This window comes from Methylococcus sp. S1M (assembly GCF_051295855.1).
GTDB lineage: Bacteria > Pseudomonadota > Gammaproteobacteria > Methylococcales > Methylococcaceae > Methylococcus > Methylococcus capsulatus.
This window is the reverse complement of sequence record NZ_JBPDXO010000001.1, coordinates 623194-641871: the sequence shown is the minus strand read 5'-3', so window position 1 is coordinate 641871 and position 18678 is coordinate 623194. Positions and strand designations below refer to the sequence as shown.

16 protein-coding genes and 1 pseudogene are annotated in these 18678 nt (G+C 63.2%); 14 read left to right on the top strand and 3 right to left on the bottom strand.

Features of this window, described 5'->3' with window-relative positions:
• The first annotated feature begins 46 nt into the window (after positions 1-46).
• The 4 genes from ACSHWJ_RS02825 (at position 47) to ACSHWJ_RS02810 (ending at position 5477) form a co-directional block, all read left to right on the top strand.
• Entirely contained in the window at positions 47-724 is a 678-nt protein-coding gene (locus ACSHWJ_RS02825) for a protein-L-isoaspartate(D-aspartate) O-methyltransferase (protein WP_017364993.1), read from the top strand.
• A gap of 1 nt (position 725) precedes the next feature.
• A complete protein-coding gene (rtcA, locus tag ACSHWJ_RS02820) occupies positions 726-1811 on the top strand; it encodes an RNA 3'-terminal phosphate cyclase (protein WP_432539260.1) in 1086 nt (361 codons plus the stop codon).
• A complete protein-coding gene (polX, locus tag ACSHWJ_RS02815) occupies positions 1798-3522 on the top strand; it encodes a DNA polymerase/3'-5' exonuclease PolX (protein ID WP_432539259.1) in 1725 nt (574 codons plus the stop codon). The genes rtcA and polX overlap by 14 nt, the downstream gene beginning before the upstream one ends.
• A gap of 125 nt (positions 3523-3647) precedes the next feature.
• The gene (locus ACSHWJ_RS02810; RefSeq protein ID WP_218797618.1) at positions 3648-5477 is read left to right on the top strand and encodes an ABC transporter ATP-binding protein; all 1830 of its coding nucleotides are present in this window, start codon (positions 3648-3650) and stop codon (positions 5475-5477) included.
• Positions 5478-5576: 99 nt separating this feature from the next.
• Here the strand turns inward: ACSHWJ_RS02810 and ACSHWJ_RS02805 are convergent, their stop codons facing one another.
• Positions 5577-5978, bottom strand: a complete 402-nt coding sequence (locus tag ACSHWJ_RS02805; RefSeq protein ID WP_432539258.1) for a hypothetical protein — start codon at positions 5976-5978, stop codon at positions 5577-5579.
• A gap of 339 nt (positions 5979-6317) precedes the next feature.
• Between ACSHWJ_RS02805 and ACSHWJ_RS02800 the strand changes: the two genes are divergently transcribed.
• Both ACSHWJ_RS02800 and ACSHWJ_RS02795 read left to right on the top strand, forming a co-directional pair.
• A complete protein-coding gene (locus ACSHWJ_RS02800; RefSeq protein ID WP_036246551.1) occupies positions 6318-6842 on the top strand; it encodes a hypothetical protein in 525 nt (174 codons plus the stop codon).
• A gap of 241 nt (positions 6843-7083) precedes the next feature.
• Positions 7084-9747 (top strand): M36 family metallopeptidase, encoded by a 2664-nt coding sequence (locus ACSHWJ_RS02795; RefSeq protein ID WP_432539257.1) that lies wholly within the window; start codon positions 7084-7086, stop codon positions 9745-9747.
• Positions 9748-9811: 64 nt separating this feature from the next.
• Here ACSHWJ_RS02795 and ACSHWJ_RS02790 read toward each other — a convergent pair.
• Positions 9812-10012 (bottom strand): annotated as a pseudogene (locus ACSHWJ_RS02790) (IS3 family transposase); the annotation flags it as partial.
• A gap of 375 nt (positions 10013-10387) precedes the next feature.
• On the opposite strand from ACSHWJ_RS02790, the gene ACSHWJ_RS02785 reads away from it, so the two are divergent.
• The 5 genes from ACSHWJ_RS02785 to ybgC are packed head-to-tail and all read left to right on the top strand — an operon-like array spanning position 10388 to position 13692.
• A complete protein-coding gene (locus ACSHWJ_RS02785; protein WP_010960504.1) occupies positions 10388-11134 on the top strand; it encodes a YebC/PmpR family DNA-binding transcriptional regulator in 747 nt (248 codons plus the stop codon).
• Between the two features lie 9 nt (positions 11135-11143).
• Positions 11144-11641, top strand: coding sequence for a crossover junction endodeoxyribonuclease RuvC (gene ruvC, locus ACSHWJ_RS02780; protein WP_010960505.1), 498 nt, complete (start codon positions 11144-11146; stop codon positions 11639-11641).
• Positions 11638-12243, top strand: a complete 606-nt coding sequence (ruvA, locus tag ACSHWJ_RS02775; RefSeq protein ID WP_010960506.1) for a Holliday junction branch migration protein RuvA — start codon at positions 11638-11640, stop codon at positions 12241-12243. Before ruvC ends, ruvA begins: the two co-directional genes overlap by 4 nt.
• A gap of 11 nt (positions 12244-12254) precedes the next feature.
• Complete coding sequence (gene ruvB, locus ACSHWJ_RS02770) at positions 12255-13292, top strand: Holliday junction branch migration DNA helicase RuvB (RefSeq protein ID WP_010960507.1); 1038 nt, start codon at positions 12255-12257, stop codon at positions 13290-13292.
• Positions 13261-13692: a tol-pal system-associated acyl-CoA thioesterase gene (gene ybgC, locus ACSHWJ_RS02765; protein WP_010960508.1), complete on the top strand. Its 432-nt coding sequence runs from the start codon at positions 13261-13263 to the stop codon at positions 13690-13692. Before ruvB ends, ybgC begins: the two co-directional genes overlap by 32 nt.
• Positions 13693-14422: 730 nt before the next feature.
• Here ybgC and ACSHWJ_RS02760 read toward each other — a convergent pair.
• A complete protein-coding gene (locus tag ACSHWJ_RS02760) occupies positions 14423-16789 on the bottom strand; it encodes a dynamin family protein (protein WP_041360950.1) in 2367 nt (788 codons plus the stop codon).
• A 272-nt stretch (positions 16790-17061) separates the two neighbouring features.
• On the opposite strand from ACSHWJ_RS02760, the gene tolQ reads away from it, so the two are divergent.
• From tolQ to tolA, 3 genes are all read left to right on the top strand, one after another.
• On the top strand, positions 17062-17739 hold the full coding sequence (gene tolQ, locus ACSHWJ_RS02755; protein ID WP_010960510.1) for a protein TolQ: 678 nt from the start codon (positions 17062-17064) through the stop codon (positions 17737-17739).
• Positions 17736-18176 carry a protein TolR gene (gene tolR / locus ACSHWJ_RS02750; protein WP_010960511.1) on the top strand — a complete coding sequence of 147 codons (441 nt, stop codon included), beginning with the start codon at positions 17736-17738 and terminating at the stop codon, positions 18174-18176. The genes tolQ and tolR overlap by 4 nt, the downstream gene beginning before the upstream one ends.
• On the top strand, positions 18176-18678 hold a 503-nt coding region (tolA, locus tag ACSHWJ_RS02745), incomplete at its 3' end, for a cell envelope integrity protein TolA (protein ID WP_432539256.1). The genes tolR and tolA, both read left to right, overlap by 1 nt.

The window sequence follows — 18678 nt, the reverse complement described above, 5'->3', positions numbered from 1 at the left end:
AAGCGTAAGATCGTCCGCCTGTTCCGCCCGAAGCGAGGTAGGGGCGATGAGTCTGTCCCAGATGATGAGGGACCTCGAGGCCGAGGTTTCGCTGACGCGTCATCTCACCGGCCGCAGCGCGCTGTCGCCCGAGGTGATGGAAGCCATGCGCAAGGTTCCGCGGCATCGCTTCGTGCCAGCCGACCGGGTGCAGTTCGCTTTCGACAACGGTCCGGTCCCCATCGGTTGCGGCCAGACCATCTCCCAGCCCTTCATCGTGGCGCTGATGACCGATCTGCTGAATCCGGAGAAGGAGTCGGTCGTCCTGGAAATCGGCGCCGGTTCCGGCTATCAGGCGGCGGTCCTGTCGCGCCTGGTGAAGCGGGTCTACACGGTCGAAATCATCCCGGAACTGGGCGAGCAGGCGGCCGAGAGGCTGAAAGAGCTCGGCTACCGCAACGTCGAAGTCCGCATCGGTGACGGCTACTTCGGCTGGCCCGAACACGCGCCCTACGATGGCATCATCGTCACGGCGGCGGCCCCTTGTTTCCCCGATCCATTGATCGGGCAACTCAAGCCGGGGGGGCGCATGGTGATTCCGGTCGGCCCGCCTTACCACCATCAGGAGTTGATGACGGTGGACAAGGACGCCGAGGGTAACATCCAGATCTGCAGCGTGCTGCCCGTGGCTTTCGTGCCACTGACCGGCGAAGGGGGGTACCGGCCCGGGCCGGAGCGTGCATGACATGACTTTGCTCCGTATCGACGGCTCCTACGGCGAAGGCGGCGGGCAGATAATCCGCACCGCCTTGAGTCTGGCGGCATTGACCGGTACCGCGGTGCGTCTGGAGAACATCCGGGCCCGGCGCCGGAAGCCGGGGCTGGCGGCCCAGCACCTCACCGCCGTGAAGGCCGTTGCCCTCCTGTGCGACGCCCGGATCGGGGGCGCCGAGCTCGGTTCACAGACGCTGGAGTTCATCCCGGGCAGGCCCGTCCGGGCGGGCGATTACACCCTGGACGTGGGGGAAGCCCGTGAAGGCGGCAGCGCGGGGGCCGTCATGCTGGTGCTGCAGACGGTTCTGCCGCCGCTGGCCTTGGCCGAGGGCGCTTCGACGGTCTCGCTGAGGGGCGGTACCCACGTGCCGATGAGTCCGCCTTTCGACTACGTCCGCGAGGTCTGGCTGCCGACCTTGGCCCGCATGGGTGTGCGGGCCGAGCTGTCGCTGGTCCGCTCCGGCTGGTACCCCGTCGGCAAGGGAGAGGTCAGGCTGGCGGTGGCAGGAGGCCGGCGGTCTCTCGAAGCCTTGAAAGCCAGGCATCGCGGTACCTTGCAGGCGGTCACGGGGCGCGCCCTGGCGGCGAACCTGCCGGCCCACATTCCGGAACGCATGGCTGCCCGGGGCCGGGCGGTGCTGGCGGATGCCGGCATCGCCGCCGCCATCGAGCCGGCCGTACTGCAAGCGGCCTGTGCCGGCGCGGGCTTGTTCCTGACCGCCCGCTACGATCACTGCCTGGCCGGTTTCACGGCACTGGGACGAAGAGGCAAATCCGCCGAACGGGTCGCCGAGGAAGCCTGCGGGGCGCTGCTGGCGCACCATCGTTCCGGCGCCGCCCTGGACCAGCACCTGGCCGACCAGATCGTGCTGCCTGCCGCCCTGTGCCGGGAAGAGTCTTTGTTCAGCGTCGAGCGCATCACCCCGCACCTGACTACCAACGCCTGGGTCGTGGATCGCTTCGGGCTGGCGCGGGTGGATGTCCGGCCGGCGGAGTGTGGGACCGGCCTCGTCAGAATCCATGGAAATCCCGCGGGAGTGTGCCATGCCCATCCATAATGCCGATATCGCCGCCATCTTCGAGGAAATCGCCGACCTGCTGGAGATCGAAGGCGCCAACGTGTTTCGGGTGCGGGCCTACCGCAATGCCGCGCGCACCCTGCAGGAGCTGGGTCGGGACGTGCGGACCATGCTGCAAAAGGGCGAGGATCTGACCGCGCTGCCCGGCATCGGCGACGACCTCGCCGGCAAGATGCGGGAGATCGCCGAGACCGGCCGCTGCGCGGCGCTGGACAAGCTCCACAAGAAACTGCCGCCGGCCATCACCGAACTTCTGAAAATCCCCGGATTGGGGCCGAAACGCGTGAAGGCGCTTTATCATGAACTCGACATCCACACCGTCGAGCAGCTGCAGCGCGCGGTCCGCGATCACCGCATCCGGTCGCTGGCCGGCTTCGGCGAAAAAACCGAGAGCCGCATCGCCGAAGCCCTGGCCACGCATGGCGGTGGAGCGGGGCGTTTCAAGCTGGTCACCGCCGCCCAGTACGCGGAGCCGCTGGCCGCCTGGCTGCGCGCCGTGCCCGGCGTGGACGATGTGGTGGTGGCGGGCAGCTACCGGCGGGCACGGGAAACCGTGGGCGACATCGACATCCTGGTCACCGCCGCGGCGGACAGCCCGGTGATGCAGCGCTTCACCGCCTACGACGAGGTGGCAGAGGTGCTTTCGCACGGCCCGACCCGCAGCAGCGTCGTGCTGGGCTGCAGGCTGCAGGTCGATCTCCGGGTGGTCGAGCCGGAAAGTCATGGCGCGGCCCTGCACTACTTCACCGGCAGCAGGGCGCACAACATCGCGATCCGCCGGCTGGGGCAGGAGCGGGGGCTGAAGATCAACGAATACGGGGTGTTCGAGGGGAACAAACGCATAGCCGGCGAGACCGAGCAATCGGTGTTTCGGGCGGTGGGGCTGCCCTTCATTCCGCCGGAGCTGCGGGAGGATCGGGGTGAAATCGAGGCGGCCCGGGCGGGGCGCCTGCCCGAACTGGTGGAGCTGGGCGACCTGAGGGGTGATCTCCATGTCCACACACGGGCCACGGATGGCCACGACAGCCTGCGGGAAATGGCCGAGGCCGCCCGCCAGCGGGGCTTCGAATACCTCGCCATCACCGAGCATTCGCGCCGGCTGACCGTCGCCCATGGCCTCGACCCGCTGCGCCTCCTGCAGCAGATCGACGAGATCGACCGGCTCAATGGCGAGCTGCGGGGCATCACCCTGCTCAAGGGCATCGAAGTCGATATCCTGGAAGACGGTCGGCTGGATCTGCCCGACGAGCTGCTGGGGCGGCTGGATCTGGTGATCGGGGCGGTCCACAGCCGCTTCGATCTGTCGCGCGCCAGGCAGACCGAGCGCATCCTGAAGGCCATGGATCATCCGCATTTCACCCTGCTGGCCCATCCCAGCGGCAGGCTCATCGAGCGGCGCGAGCCTTATGACGTGGACATGCTGCGGATCATCGGCAAGGCGAAGGAACGGGGCTGCTACCTGGAGTTGAACGCCCATCCCGAACGGCTCGATCTGCTCGACACCTATTGCCAGGCGGCCAAGGCCGAAGGGGTGCTGGTCAGTGTCAATTCCGATGCCCACAGCGCGCTGGATTTCGACCACCTCCGCTTCGGCGTCGGTCAGGCGCGGCGCGGCTGGCTGGAGAAGGGCGACGTGCTGAACACGCGTCCGCTCGCCGCGCTGAGGCCGTTGCTGAAGAGGACGATGTAGACCGCCGTTTCCGTCTCCGGGTCTCTCCTTCGGAGCCCTCGGCTGCAGGGCGGTTTTCCGGGACACGGGGTACCGGTCCTCCCAATCGTGACATTTCCTCATTCAAAATTCGAATCCCTGGTCCCGTGCTGCGCTTCTTCGAAAAACTGCTCCACCCCTTTCCCGAGGCTGCCCCGGTGCGTCTGCCCCAAGGTCTGTTGCCCTTCCTCTGGGCCTGCACGGCGGGGCTGCGCGGTTTCATCTCGGGCATGATGTTGCTGACGGCCGGCATCGGCGTGTTCGAAGCCATGCTGTTCAGCATGCTGGGGAACATCGTCGACTGGCTCGGCCGGATTCCGCCGGAGCGGCTCTGGACCGATGAACGGGACCGCCTGCTGTTGCTGGCGGGTGTGCTGCTGGCCAGTCCCCTGGTCATCGCGCTGCAAACGATGATCAAGCACCAGACTCTGGCCGGGAACTTCCCGATGCGGCTGCGCTGGAATTTCCACCGGCTGATGCTGGGTCAGAGCATGAGCTTCTACCAGGACGAGTTCGCCGGGCGGGTGGCCGCCAAGGTGATGCAGACCGCCCTCGCCGTGCGCGATACCGTGCTCATCGTCACCGACATGCTGGTTTTCGTCGTCATCTATTTCACGACCATGAGCCTGGTGGCCGCTGGCTTCGACCGTCTGCTGCTCACGCCGTTCCTGGGCTGGGTGCTGCTGTATGTCGCGATGCTCCGGTTCTTCGTTCCCCGGCTGGGGCGGGTGGCGGCCCGGCAGGCGGATGCGCGTTCGCTGATGACCGGGCGCATCACCGATGCCTACACCAATATCGCCACGGTCAAGCTGTTCTCCCACGCGCGGCGTGAGGCCGAGTATGCCCGCGGCGCGATGCAGGAGTTCCTCGAAACGGTATACCGGCAGGGCCGCCTGATCAGCGGCTTTGAAATCGTCAACCATTCCCTCAGCATGCTGCTGATCGCCAGCACGGCCGGCGCGGCGCTATGGCTCTGGACCCAGGGCATGGTGGGCATCGGCGCGGTCGCCGCGGCCACGGCGATGGCCTTGCGCCTCAACGGCATTTCCCATTGGGTGATGTGGGAGATGGCCGCTCTGTTCGAGCACGTTGGCACCGTGCAGGACGGGATGAACACCCTGTCGAAAGGCCACACGGTGACCGACCGCCCCGATGCGAAGGCGCTCCAGGTGAGCCGCGGCGATGTCCGTTTCGAAGCCGTCGGCTTCGCCTATGGCGGCGGCCCGCCGGTGTTCCGGGATTTCTCGCTGCACATCCGTCCCGGTGAAAAGATCGGCCTGGTCGGTCGCTCCGGAGCGGGGAAATCCACCCTGGTCAATCTGCTGCTGCGGTTCTACGACGCCGATAGCGGCCGCATCCTGATCGACGGGCAGGACATCGCGCAGGTCACGCAGGACAGTCTGCGGGCGCAGATCGGCATGGTGACCCAGGACACCTCGCTCTTGCACCGTTCGGTGCGTGACAACCTCACCTACGGCAGGCCGGACGCCGACGAGGCGGCCATGATCGCTGCCGCGGAAAAGGCCGAAGCGCACGGCTTCATCCTCGGTCTCGCCGATCCCCAAGGCCGAAAAGGCTATGATGCCCACGTCGGAGAACGCGGCGTCAAGCTTTCCGGGGGCCAGCGCCAGCGTATCGCCATTGCCCGGGTGATGCTCAAGGACGCGCCGATCCTGATCCTGGACGAAGCCACCAGCGCCCTCGATTCGGAGGTGGAAGTCGCGATCCAGTCCAGCCTGTACTGCCTGATGCAGGGCAAGACCGTCGTGGCGATCGCGCACCGCCTATCCACGCTGGCCGCCCTGGACCGGATCGTCGTCCTGGATCGGGGAAGAATCGTGGAAGAAGGCAGCCACCGGAGCCTGCTTGCGCAGGGAGGTCTCTACGCCCGGCTTTGGGCGCACCAGAGCGGCGGGTTTCTTGGGGAGGACATTTGAAGAGCGGCAGGGCGAGAAGGATGGCAGCGGAACCCTTCCGTTCAAACTTGCTGCCGACGGTGGGCGGGCTTCCACTCCGCAGGCGTCGTTGCGTCTCGGTCAGTTTCCTTTCCTCTGCGGTGAAGTGTCGCCGGGGAACCATGACCAGCTTTTGAAGTCCACGTGTCTCTCGACGACTTGAAGCACGTTGCCCAGACCCTCGGGCCAGCCTCCCCGTTCCTCGGTTGCAAACGGGCCTGGTGTCAAATTACATGTCAAGTTCCGTGAGATGGTGACCCCTTGTTTGTGAAAGAGAGCTGGGCGCGATGCCTGCCGTTGGTTTGCGGCTGACGGGGTGGAATCGAGCAGAGTTCGAGGGGTGTGCTCGGCGCCGGCCTGATCGAACGGGTGGATCCCCATCGGTTGCGGGGCCTTGACCAGGAAGTGGTCGGTGAACTTCGAGCCGTTATCGTTCAGGCACTTCTGGATGCGGAACGGTGCCGCCTCGATCATGGTCTTCAAGGACGCCTTACTCCTTCGCGGAATGTGGTTACTTGGGACGTAACATCTACGTCCAACGTTGAAGAAATGGCTTGGCGGAGAGGCTGAAATTAGTGAACAGTTACAGTTATATGTCGAATAACATGATTTCATGTAATGTAAAATATATTTATTAATCAAAATAATACTTTGATATATTTTTGGTTGACGTGATCTGCCTAAGCTGATAGGTTTTCCGTCGCCACAGGAAAAGTGGAGTCGGTAACATGAACTGTTACCAATGTTCTAGCCGTCACAAGAGGGATGTTTCTGTCTTGAGGTTGTGAAGCACTCTTTCTTTTCTAATGATGGGAGTATGTCATGAATAAATTAGCCAAAGCATTTGCGATTGCCGGTACCATTTGTTCTCTGGGGGGAATGACTCAGACTGCCGTAGCAGGTCCCTATGACTGCGGCATCGAGCGTGTCACGCCGTTCCAGATTTTTAACCAGAGCTGGGTTGCGATCCGGGGTGAGAATCTGGGCTTCATGTCTCCTCCGCCCCACATTGAAATCTGCGACGTCGTCACTCCGTCGCCCTTCAACATCGGATGGTTCATGATCAACCCGGCCGGCAACTGGATTGCATTCGTGCGGGTGGACAACGAACTCAATGGCCCGTTCGGTACCCATCCTTCCGCCTGTGAGATCAGCATCTGGCAGAAGAAGACGGCCAACCCCTTCAATAGTCTGATGTACACCTGCGACAGCGAGGGGCTGCTGCCGGCGGTGTTGCTCCTTGAGTCCGGAATCCCGCTGAACGGGAACCCGTCTGTCGACGACGTCAAGAATGCCCTGGCTGCCGAACTCGGCGATGGCACCAAGGTGTCCCAGTTCCCGCAATAATAAGGCCGGCTGAGTTAGGACGTTCCGGAGAGGGGGCGAATGCGCCCCCTCTTTCACCCCGCAATTTCTGCCATTGGCCACCGTTATCACAAAGCGTGTTTGCTGGATTTTGGGGTGGCGATAGCTTCCTGATTTATCGGCTCTTGCTCTCGATTTGCAGGGTTGATCACTGATTCATTCTGGCCCGTTGAGCCTAAATGGTCCCTGATCTGCCGTGCTCCATTTCGCGGAGAGACGCCTAATGCTATCCCAGAATTCCTTGAGAAAGATACGGCTCTTCGTCATATTTTTGGTTTTGTCAGTTTTCGTTTCGGCCAACATGGCCGCTCATGCCGCGCAATCAGAGGACATCCCCCGTAACTTCGATGCCCGCGAGGACTACAACCGTGGTTTTCGGGCGAAGCAGAGCAGTGACCAGGAGACTGCAGAAAAGAACCTGCGCCAACGGGTGAAGGATGCGGAGGTTGAATATTCCACGGCAAGAGGTACAGCCCGCCGAATCCGGCGATTCGTCGGGCCGTTCGACGGGGCGCAACCCGGATATCAACCTGTCACCCGTGCCCGTAAATTTCTCGACGACTACCGGCAGTTGCTCGGGTTGACCGCACAAGACGACGCGGATCTCGAAGTGACGGATGAGGTGGTCAGCCGGGACAACGGTGCCAGTCACGTCTATCTGCGGCAACGGCGGCAAGGCATACCCGTTTATGACGGCCAGTTGCAGGTCGATATCGACGGAGAAGGCCGGCTGCAGTCCATCAGCAACAACGGTATGCGGGGTTTGGCCGCCTCGCTCGCTTTCACCAGGCCCACATTGTCGGCGAGTCAGGCCGTTACGGCGGCAGCCCAGCACCTGGGCATTTCGACTCAAACTCCACCCGAGGTTTTCGAGTCAGGCACGGATCCTCAACAGACGACGCGGCTCACCGAGCCCGAATTGTCCACCGAAGACATAGTGATGCGGCTGATGTGGCTGCCGATCAGGGACAAGCTCACGCGTCTGGTCTGGAATTTCCAGATTCACACACCCGATGGCCAGCATGTCTACGACTTTACGGTCGATGCCAAGTCCGGGAAAGTCTGGACGCGATTCGACTGGATAGCCTCGGCCAATTACCAGGTCTATCCGCAGCCGTTTGAAAGTCCGGATCAGGCTTCGCCAGCACCGCCGCTCGACGGGCGCCAGACTCTGAGCGACCCGGCGGATCCCCTGGCGTCTCCGCTGGGCTGGCACGACACGGGTTCGGCCGCTTACACGGCTTTGCGCGGCAATAATGTGTATGCCTATCTGGACGTACTTGGTTTTAACTCTCCCACGGGAGCGCAGCCGGATTGCGGCGCGTCCCTGACCTGCGCTTTTCCAATGGATCTCTCTCTGTCTCCGGCGAATTACAGATCGGCCGCCACGACCAATCTGTTCTATTGGACGAATCTGGCACACGACATCTTTTACCGTTACGGCTTCGACGAGGCAAACGGTAATTTCCAAATCAACAATTTCGGAAAGGGTGGCGCTGGCAACGATTATTTGCGGGCTGAAGCGCAGGACGGTGGCGGTTCCTGCAACGCCAACTTTTTGACGCCTGCGGATGGGAGTCCGCCGCGCATGCAGCTCTACGTATGCAGCAGGGCCATCGACGGTTCGAGCTTTTTTCCTGCGCACGACGCGGATCTGGAAGGGGCCGTCATCGTGCATGAGTATGGCCATGGCGTGACGAATCGGCTGGTCGGTGGACCCTCGAATGTTTCGTGCCTCAATAACGATCAGCAACCTGGAGAGGGTTGGAGCGATTTCTTCGGGCTCGTTTTCACGGTTCGCCCGGGAGACAGCGGAACCATGAAACGAGGCTTCGGAAAATATTTGTTCGGCCAGCCCCCGGACGGGGACGGGATTCGGCCCAAACCCTACAGTACCGATTCAGCCATCAATGACTTCAACTATGCGTCCATCAATGGCTTGGCGATCCCGCATGGCGTAGGTTCGGTTTGGGCGGAAGTGCTGTGGCGTATGTATTGGCGGTTGGTCGATGCCCACGGCTCAAGCGCCGATCTTGCGGATCCGCCTGCCCTGTCGAATGCCGCCGCATGGGCGGGCAATCAAAGGGCGCTGCTCTATGTAGTGGACGGTCTCAAATACACTGCCTGTTCTCCCACTTTTGTCGATGCGCGGGACGGCATTATTGCATCGGCCGCGGCCCATTTCGGTGGTGAGGATGTCTGCATGATTTGGAATACGTTTGCAGCGTTCGGTTTGGGTACCAACGCCGTGCCGGGCGGCGCAAACAGCACGACGCCGGCCAATGGATTTGCCGTGCCGGCAAGCTGTTCCGGAAGTCCGAGTCCGAGTCCGAGTCCGAGTCCGAGTCCGAGCCCGAGCCCGAGTCCGAGCCCGAGTCCGAGTCCGAGCCCGAGTCCGAGCCCGAGCCCGAGCCCGAGCCCGAGTCCGAGCCCGAGCCCGAGCCCGAGTCCGAGCCCGAGTCCGAGCCCGAGCCCGAGTCCGAGTCCGAGCCCGAGCCCGAGCCCGAGTCCGAGCCCGAGCCCGAGTCCGAGTCCGAGCCCGAGCCCGAGCCCGAGCCCGAGCCCGAGCCCGAGCCCGAGCCCGAGCCCGAGCCCGAGCCCGAGTCCGAGTCCGAGTCCGAGCCCAGCACCCACGGCTTACACTCTTTCGGTTACCAAAACCAACTCCAGCAGGGGAGCGGTAAGTAGTTCGCCTTCAGGGATCAGTTGCGGGACTTCTTGCAGTTCCGCAAGCGCGTCGTTCGCTTCAGGATCGATGGTCACATTGACGGCATCGCCATTCATATTTCGGAAATTTACTGGCTGGAGCGGTGACTGTACGGGCACCAGCAGGACCTGCACCGTGTTGATGGACAGGGCGAGGACTGTCAACGCCACTTTCCAATAGATGATTCATGGGAAGTGAACCTCCCCCGGGTTCTGGGGAGGCCGTCGGGTTTGAGTCGAGAGACCTACACGGTGTTGTCGGCGAGCTGACGGTGGGAGCGTGCCTCAGCCTCGGCGGAAGGGACAGAGCCGACGGATGCGAGTAGCCGGTGGTCATTGAACCAGACCACCCGTTCCTGGGTAGCGAGTACGCCCGCTTCCCCGTTCTTCCACGGCGCTCGGCGGTGGATCGATTCGGTCTTGTACGGGCCGTTGCCGGCTTCGGCCGAGACGGAGGGGAAGTCCGGCACCCGCGGCGGATTCGGACGATCCGCAAGATCTTGCGGATCGGCTCGACCCCGTGGCTATCCCGGTGCTGTCGATGAAAGTGTTCAGGACTCGAGGGCCACCCCCAGCCAGGGATGCTCGCCACGGTGCTCTTGCACCAGGCGGACGGCGCGTCCATGGACTTCGCGGGGGATGCTCGTCGGGTCTGCTCGTGGCTTCATTCTCTCGAGGGAAAAAGCCTCCTCGAAACCCCGGGTGGTTCAGTTCACTCGCGCTCACCCTTTGCCGGGGGTGATCCAACTCCCGGTCGCTTCGCGCTAGCCCACAATGTTAGACTTTGGCGATTCACTCAATGGGAGGTCTTGAGAAGTACTATGGCGGGTCATAGCAAATGGGCCAATATTCAGCACCGCAAGGGGGCCCAGGATGCCAAGCGCGGCAAGTTGTTCACCAAGCTGATTCGCGAAATCACCGTAGCTTCGCGCACCGGTGGTCCCGATCCCGGCAACAATCCGCGTCTGCGCACAGCCATAGACAAGGCGCTCGTCGCCAATATGTCGAAGGACACCATCGAGCGTGCCATCAAGAAAGGCTCGGGTGCCGCGGACGGCGACAACTATGAGGAAGTCCGCTACGAAGGCTATGGTCCCGGCGGCATTGCGGTGTTGGTCGACTGCCTGACCGACAATCGCAACCGTACCGTGGCCGAGGTGCGCCATGCCTTTTCCAAGGCGGGTGGCAACCTGGGAACCGACGGGTCGGTGGCCTACCTGTTCAGCAAGACCGGCGTCGTCAGCTTCAGCGCCGATCTGGGTGAGGACAGGGTGATGGAGCCGGCGCTGGATGCCGGAGCCGACGACGTGGTGGTCAACGAGGATGGCTCGGTAGACGTACTCACGGCTCCCGACCAGTTCGAGGCGGTACGCGATGCGCTCGAGGCCGCCGGGCTCACGCCGGAATCGGCCGAAGTCACCATGCGCGCCAGTACCAGCGTGAAGCTCGACAAGGAGGACGCGGAAAAGATGATCCGCCTGCTCGAACGCCTGGAGGACCTCGACGATGTGCAGAACGTCTATTCCAATGCGGACATTAGCGAGGACATTCTTGCCGAGCTGGGCTAAGCCGGGGCGATGACCCGCGTTCTCGGCATCGACCCCGGATCCCGGGTGACGGGTTACGGCATCCTGGACTGGACGGGCAAACCGGTGTTGGTGGCAGCGGGCTGTATCCGAACCGAGACGGACGATTTTCCCGAGCGCTTGCGCCGGATCTTCGAGGGGATCAGCCGGATCGTGGAGGAGTTTCGGCCGGAGGAAATGGCGGTGGAGCAGGTGTTCATGCACAAGAACGCGGATTCGGCGCTCAAGCTGGGCCAGGCGCGGGGGGCCGCGATCTGCGCCGGCGTGGCGCACGGTTTGCCGGTGCACGAGTATGCAGCGCGCCAGGTGAAGCTCGCTCTGGTCGGCAAGGGCAGTGCCGACAAAGCCCAAGTGCAGCACATGGTCTGCTTCCTGCTGGGTCAGGCTGGTCCCTTGGCACTGGACGCCAGTGATGCGCTGGGGGTGGCATTTTGCCATCTGCACCATCGCCAGACCCTGAGCCGCATGAGCCGGATGGTTCGGCGATGATCGGCTTCATCCGCGGACTCCTGGTGGCCAAGCGTGCGCCCTCCTTGCTGATCGACGTGCAGGGTCTGGGCTACGAACTCGATGCGCCGATGTCCACCTTTTACAACTTGCCCGAGATCGGCGCTGAAGTGCGGCTCTACACCCACCTTCAAATCCGCGAGGACGCCCATAGCCTGTTCGGCTTCGGCACGGAAGCCGAGCGGGGTCTGTTCCGCAGCCTGATCCGGGTCAGCGGCATCGGCGCCAAGCTGGCGCTGGCCATCCTCTCCGGCATCTCGGTCGACGATTTCCGCGCCTGCGTGGAGCGGCAGGATTCGGCGCGTCTGGTGCGGCTCCCCGGCATCGGCAAGAAGACCGCGGAGCGCCTCATCATCGAGCTGCGGGATCGGCTGGATATCGGCGTCCCGTCTCTGGCTCCGGCCAGCTTCGCCGGCGGCGCAGCGCCCTTGCCGGCCGCCGATCCTGCCGACGAGGCCGTGAGTGCCCTGATCGCGCTGGGCTTCAAGCCGCAGGAGGCGAATACGCTGGTGGCCAGGCAGGCCGCCGAAGGGCGCAGCGCGGAGGATCTGATCCGGGCGGCGTTGCAGTCGGCGGTACGCTGAGGGCGGCCCGAGTGACGACGCAGCGGCTGGTGAGCGCGGCGGGCCAGTGGGACGAGGAGGCGATCGACCGCGCCATCCGGCCCAAGCGCCTGGAGGATTACGTCGGCCAGCGCGCGATGCGCGAGCAGATGGCGATCTTCATCCAGGCGGCGTTGGGGCGCGGCGAGGCGCTGGATCACGTCCTGATCTTCGGCCCGCCGGGGCTGGGCAAGACCACGCTGGCCAACATCATCGCCAACGAGCTGGGCGTCAATGTCCGCCATACATCCGGGCCGGTGCTGGAGAAGGCCGGCGATCTGGCGGCGCTGTTGACCAACCTCGAACCGCGTGACGTGCTGTTCATCGATGAAATCCATCGACTCGGCGCCGTGGTGGAAGAGGTGCTGTACCCCGCGATGGAGGATTACCAGATCGACATCATGATCGGCGAAGGCCCCGCCGCCCGTTCGATCAAGCTCGATCTGCCGCCGTTCACGCTGGTCGGCGCCACCACCCGCGCCGGGCTCCTGACATCGCCGCTGCGCGACCGTTTCGGCATCGTGCACCGGCTGGAATTCTACAGCGTCGAAGAGTTGAGCAGGATCGTCGCCCGCTCGGCCCGTATCTTGGGCAGCGAGATCACGCCGGAGGGCGCGGCGGAGGTGGCGCGCCGTTCCCGCGGCACCCCCCGTATCGCCAACCGCCTGCTGCGGCGGGTCCGCGACTTCGCCCAGGTCATGGCCGACGGGCGGATCACCGGTGAAGTGGCCGGGAAGGCGCTGGAAATGCTCGACGTGGACCCGAACGGCTTCGATCAGTCGGACCGCCGTCTGCTGCTGACGATGATGGAAAAATTCGAAGGCGGCCCGGTCGGCCTGGACAATCTGGCCGCGGCGATCGGCGAGGAGCGCGGCACCATCGAGGACGTGCTGGAGCCCTATCTGATCCAGCAGGGCTTCATCATGCGGACGCCCCGCGGCCGCGTCGCCACGCGCAACGCCTATCTCCATTTCGGGCTGAAGCCGCCGCAGAGGACGAATGTCAACGAGGAACTGTTCGGCGATGAGTGAAGAATTCGGCTGGCCGGTGCGGGTCTACTACGAGGACACCGATGCCGGCGGCGTGGTTTATTACGCCAATTACCTCAAATACATGGAGCGTGCCCGTACCGAATGGCTGCGCGCGCTGGGATTCGAGCAAGACAGTCTGCGCGAGGAACTGGGCGTGATCTTCGCCGTACGCTCGGTCCAGGTCGATTATCTCAAGCCCGCCCGGTTCAACGACGCCTTGAGGGTCAGCGCGGATCTGGTCGAAGCACGGCCGGCAAGTTTCAGTTTCGTGCAGCGCGTGATGAGGGGCGACGTCACGTTGTGCGAGGGGCGGGTCGGCATCGTCTGTCTGGCCGCGGACAGTTTCCGGCCGCAGGCCTTGCCGGCCGCCTTACTGAAACGGCTGAGGGGTGAAGGCTGATTTTGGAGAGCAGCGGAGCTGCCACTGCCGGCGGATCGATTTGCAGTCATCGACGGGCCGAGGTCAGCAACGGCCGCAAGGTCCTCCGAGAGTTGCCGGAGGATGGCTTTGGCGAGTTCGGGATAGCGGAAATCGTCCTGGACGTCGTAGATCCAGCTCGTCTTGCCGATTCGTCGGGAATACTCCTTTTCCCACAGGACCTTGCCGTTGCCGCTCTCGACGAGCCTGAAGCCGAGGATGAGTTCGTTCTCGAAACTGTCCGATGGCGCGCCCAGGATCCAGAACAGCGGACCAAAGACCGACAGGCCGTAGCCGAAGGTCTTCGAACGGTACTGGGTCGATTTCACTGCGCCTTCGAGCCTGAGGTCGGCGTCACCCCCGGTCCGGGTGAATGTTACCCGTCCGAATATCCTGGCCCGGTCGATTTCCGCTACGGTGGCCTGCGCCAGGTCCTCGTCCGGTTTCCACAGCCATGGCCCCGTGTTCGCGTGCCTTTGCGCGTACTCTGGATGCGAGAGGTTCTGCCAGCCGAAGGGGAACACCGGCATGGCGTAATGCATCAGTTCGTCCGTGTTCGCGTTGGCGCGGAGATCCTGGAAGGGCGGCACCGCAACCGTCAGAACGAGCAGCGGGCTGCGTGCCGCAGCCGTTTCGGGCCGGTAGATCCAGGTGCGTTCGGTTCCGCAGCCGGCGCAGGCGGCCGCGAGCACCCCGGCCCAGGCCCACTTTTTCACGCGGTGGAGGGGTTTTTCAGGGGACCTCGAGCGGCGTCCGGTCCGACGGCGGACGTCACGACCGCGTAGGCGTCCCGGATCGCCCGCTGCTTGTCCAGTTCGGCCTTGAGTTCGGCGTCGAGGTCGCGGGTGAGCTGTTTCATGATGGTCTTGGCTATTTCTCCCTTGATGGAGTCGAAATAGCCCAGCAGTTCGCCTTCGAGTTCCTCGAAATAATTCTTGATGCCCCGCCGTGCGAACTTGTTGATCTGCAACTGCTGCCGGCGGGTGTATTCCAGCAGGCCGGTTTTGTAACGGTCCAGCGCGCGGTCGATTTCGTCGCCGCGGATCGTCGCGGCCGCGGGCTGCACTGGCGCGCTTTCGGCTCTGCCGCTCCTCGGGTCGGCCAGGCTGTCCTGAATGCGGCGCAGTTTGTCCAGACCGAGCGCGAGCATTTGCTGCGCTCCCTCGCCGGGGCCGATCAGATGCAGGTTTCGGGCGATTTCCAGCGCGCGGTCGCCGTTTTTCTGCACCTGCTCCAGGATATCGTCCCTTCTGCGGCCGGCGTCGCCGGTGTCCTGGGCCATGATGTCGCGGCCGAGGTCGTCGATGACCTCGCCGTATTCGAACAGGAACACGTCGCACATCCCTTTGAGCCGGTTGAGCATGTCGCGGCCGCTCAGACGGTCCTGCAGTACTGTCAGCACCTCGGGCGGCAGGGCGTCGGTGGCGGAGATGTCTTCGAGCAACTGTGCCAGGTGACGGCGCACCATCTGTTCCTCCAGCAGGTGCTGCAACTGGCAGCGGAAGGTGTGCTGGATGTGCAGATTTTCCTCGATCTTGTGCGGCAGGCGGCTGACCACGCTATGCAGGTCCAGGCCCTTCAGCAGCTCGTTTTTGAGCGCTTTGCGATCGAGCGTGTCGATCGCATGGGTGATCTGCTGACCGAGCTGCTCCTGGTCCTCGTCGCGCCAAAACACGAACTCGGGCAGCACCTCGGTCCGCAACGCCTTGACGTGCTCTTCGACCGTGGAACGCAGGCGCCGCAGGACTTCGTCCTGACGACGCGACAACTCGCTGGCGATGAAGGTGTTTTTCATGCTGTCGTCGCTCGTGTTGAGGTAGCGCTGGTGGAGGGGTTCGAGGTGGTCCCGCAACCTTTTCGCCAGATCCAGGTACTCGCTGCGGGCTTCGTCGAGGAATTCGGCCCGGGCCGTATGCGCGAGGTAGTCGAAGAGGCTGCTGCGGAAGGCGGCGAAACTCTTGGCTTCGTCGAGCGTCTTGAGATGGCGTTCGGCTTCGTGACGTTCGGGGATTCTGCCTAGCGCTTTCTGAAGAGCGTCCGCATGTTCACGCACACTCACGCTCTGTTCCAGCCGACCGTCCTGAATCAGCTTCAGCAGCAGGTAGTTGAGCGCCGAGACCTTGAACACGCGGTCTTTGGCGATGTGGAAACCGTAACGGTCGATCTTCTGGTCGAAATTGACCTGCTCTTCCTTCTTTTGCTGGGCACTCAGCACATCCCACTGATTGATCACCCAGAACGCCCGCTGCAGCACGCGCTTGCGCTGGCTGTGGATCTCGGCCAGCAGTTCGATTTCCTCGCCTTCCAGCAGGTGAAACACCTTCATGGCGATGACGAAGGCCTTGGCGTCGTTTTCCACGTAGGATTTGGTCACCTTGCGATGGCGCGGATTGACCACCCCCAGCCCTGGCAGGTCCACCAGCACCACGTTTTCGGGAATGCTGACGTCGGTGAGGAAGATTTCCGCCTGATTGACGAAAAGCACGTCCTCGTAGTCTTCGGTGACGTAGCGCGGCAACTCCTCCAGGGCGATTTCCTTTTCCGCGCCGCTGAGTTTGTTCCAGCCGTGGACGAGGGCTTTCAACTCGTCGAAGAACTTCTGCTTGTTGAACGACCCGAACTGCCCTTTGTGCTGTTCGATGTCCCGGCCGAGCTGGCTCAGCAGTTCGCCCCGGCTCAGGTTGCGGTAGGCGTCGCAGCTCTTGCGCAGCTCCTTGGAAATCTCCTCGACATACAGGTTCTTCAGTTCGTCCCGTTCGTTCTCGTCCAGATAATGGATGACGGCCTTGGTGCTCTTGCCTTTGCGGATGAGGGTGGGGATGGCGGTGAAGGACTTGGTGGCCTGCGGCAGGATGTCGTTGCCGAGCACGGCGTTGATGATGGTGCTCTTGCCGGCCGAAAATGCCCCCAGGAAGGCGACCGGGAACTCCGGCGACTTCAGCCGTTCCAGCCAGCTACGTTTGCGGTTGACATAGTATTTGAAGTCGTCGGTGAGGCCGAGGTAAGGGGCGGCGGCGTCGTAAGCCTCGAATAAACGGGTGAACGCCTTGACGTAAAGGCTGTAGTCCGGCTCTTTCATTGCATGGGTTTCCAAAGAGGGTCCTCGTGGCAGGCGGCTGACGGGCGGGCCGGGTGACGAATCCATGAATATCAGGCCGCCGCATTTTAACATCTCAGCCTTGTGAACCAATCCGCCCGGCGTGCCGGCTTTTGCCGCCGCTTGATAGGCCCGGCCGGTATTTCATAAACTACCCGGCATCCGGAGTGCAAAATCCTGCCGGCCACCTTCTTGAACCGCCTGCCGGTCCTCTCGATTCTAGCCGTTCATCTACCTCAACTCTCAGAGCAAAAATGAATTCTGAGCTGTCGATCATTACTCTGATCAAGGAGGCCAGCCCGGTCGTCCAGATCGTCATGTTCATTCTGGTCGCGGCGTCCGTGATCTCCTGGACGTTCATTTTCGGCAAATACCGCGAGATCCGGCGCGCCGAACAGACCTCCATCGCTTTCGAAGACCGTTTCTGGTCCGGCATCGATCTGGCCGACCTGTACCGCCAACTGGCCACGGAAAGCGACGACTGTGGCGGCCTGGAGCTCATCTTTCTGGCGGGCTTCAAGGAGTTCGGCCGCCTGCGGCAGCAGAGCGGCATCATGCCGGAAGCCGTGATGGAGGGAACCCAGCGCGCCATGCGGGTAGCGCTCAACCGCGAGCTGGACAAGCTGGACGAAAGGCTGCCGTTCTTGGCCACCGTGGGGTCGACCAGCCCGTACATCGGCCTGTTCGGTACCGTGTGGGGCATCATGAACTCCTTCCGCTCGCTCGGCTCGGTCAAGCAGGCGACCCTGGCGATGGTGGCGCCGGGCATCTCCGAGGCACTGGTAGCGACGGCGATGGGGCTGTTCGCGGCGATTCCGGCGGTGATCGCATACAACCGGTATTCGACCAACATTTCCCGGCTGGCGAACCGCTACGAGTCCTTCACCGAGGAACTGCTGAGCCTGCTGCACCGGCAGGCGCACACCAAATGAACGTCTCGACCGGAGCCGGACGCGGCAACCGCAGGCGTCCCATGGCCGAAATCAACGTCGTACCCTACATCGACGTCTCGCTGGTGCTGCTCATCATCTTCATGGTGACCGCACCGATGCTCCAGTCCGGCGTCGACGTCGACTTGCCCAAGGCGGAGGCGAGGCCGATCGACCCGAATCAGGACAAACCGATCATCGTCACCATCGACAAGGACGGCCAGCTCTACCTGGATGCGACCAACCAGGAAGACGTTCCGGTCGACCCCGCCGCCCTGACTGAGAAGGTGACCCGCGCCCTCGCTGAAAAACCAGGCACCGCCGTCCTGATCCGGGGCGATCGGGCCGTGGATTACGGGCGCGTGATCACCGTGATGGCCGCGCTCAAAAACTCCGGCGTGCCGCAGGTCGGACTGATGACGAATCCCGTCGAAGATTGATGGCCGATCCTCGTCTCCGCAGCCTGCGTGGACCCTTCGCGCTGGCGCTGGTGCTCCACATCGTTCTGCTGATTCTGTTCGCGCTGAATTTCGAAGCTTCCCAACGATCGGCGGAAACGGCCCAGCCCGACATCATCGAGGCGGTGGTCTTGGATGATTCCCGTATCGCCGCCGAGGCAGAGCGGCTGAAAACCGAAGCGGCTCCGCCGGCCGAAACGGGGCCGGAGCCCGTTTCAACCCCGAATCCCGAAGAGTCCAGGCGCGCTCAGCAAATCGAGGCCGAGAAGGCCGCCGAAGAGAGCCGGCGGCAAATGGAAGCTAAGAAACTCGCCGACCAAGCTCGAAAAGACGAGCAGAGAAGGAAAGCGGAGGCGGAGGAGAAGGCAAGGGCGGCGGCGGAAGCGGCGGCGCGGAAGAAGGCGGAAGCCGAAGCGAAGGAAAAGGCCGAAGCCGAGGCGCGGCGCAGAGCCGCGGAAGAAGCCAGGGCCAAGGCGGCGGCGGA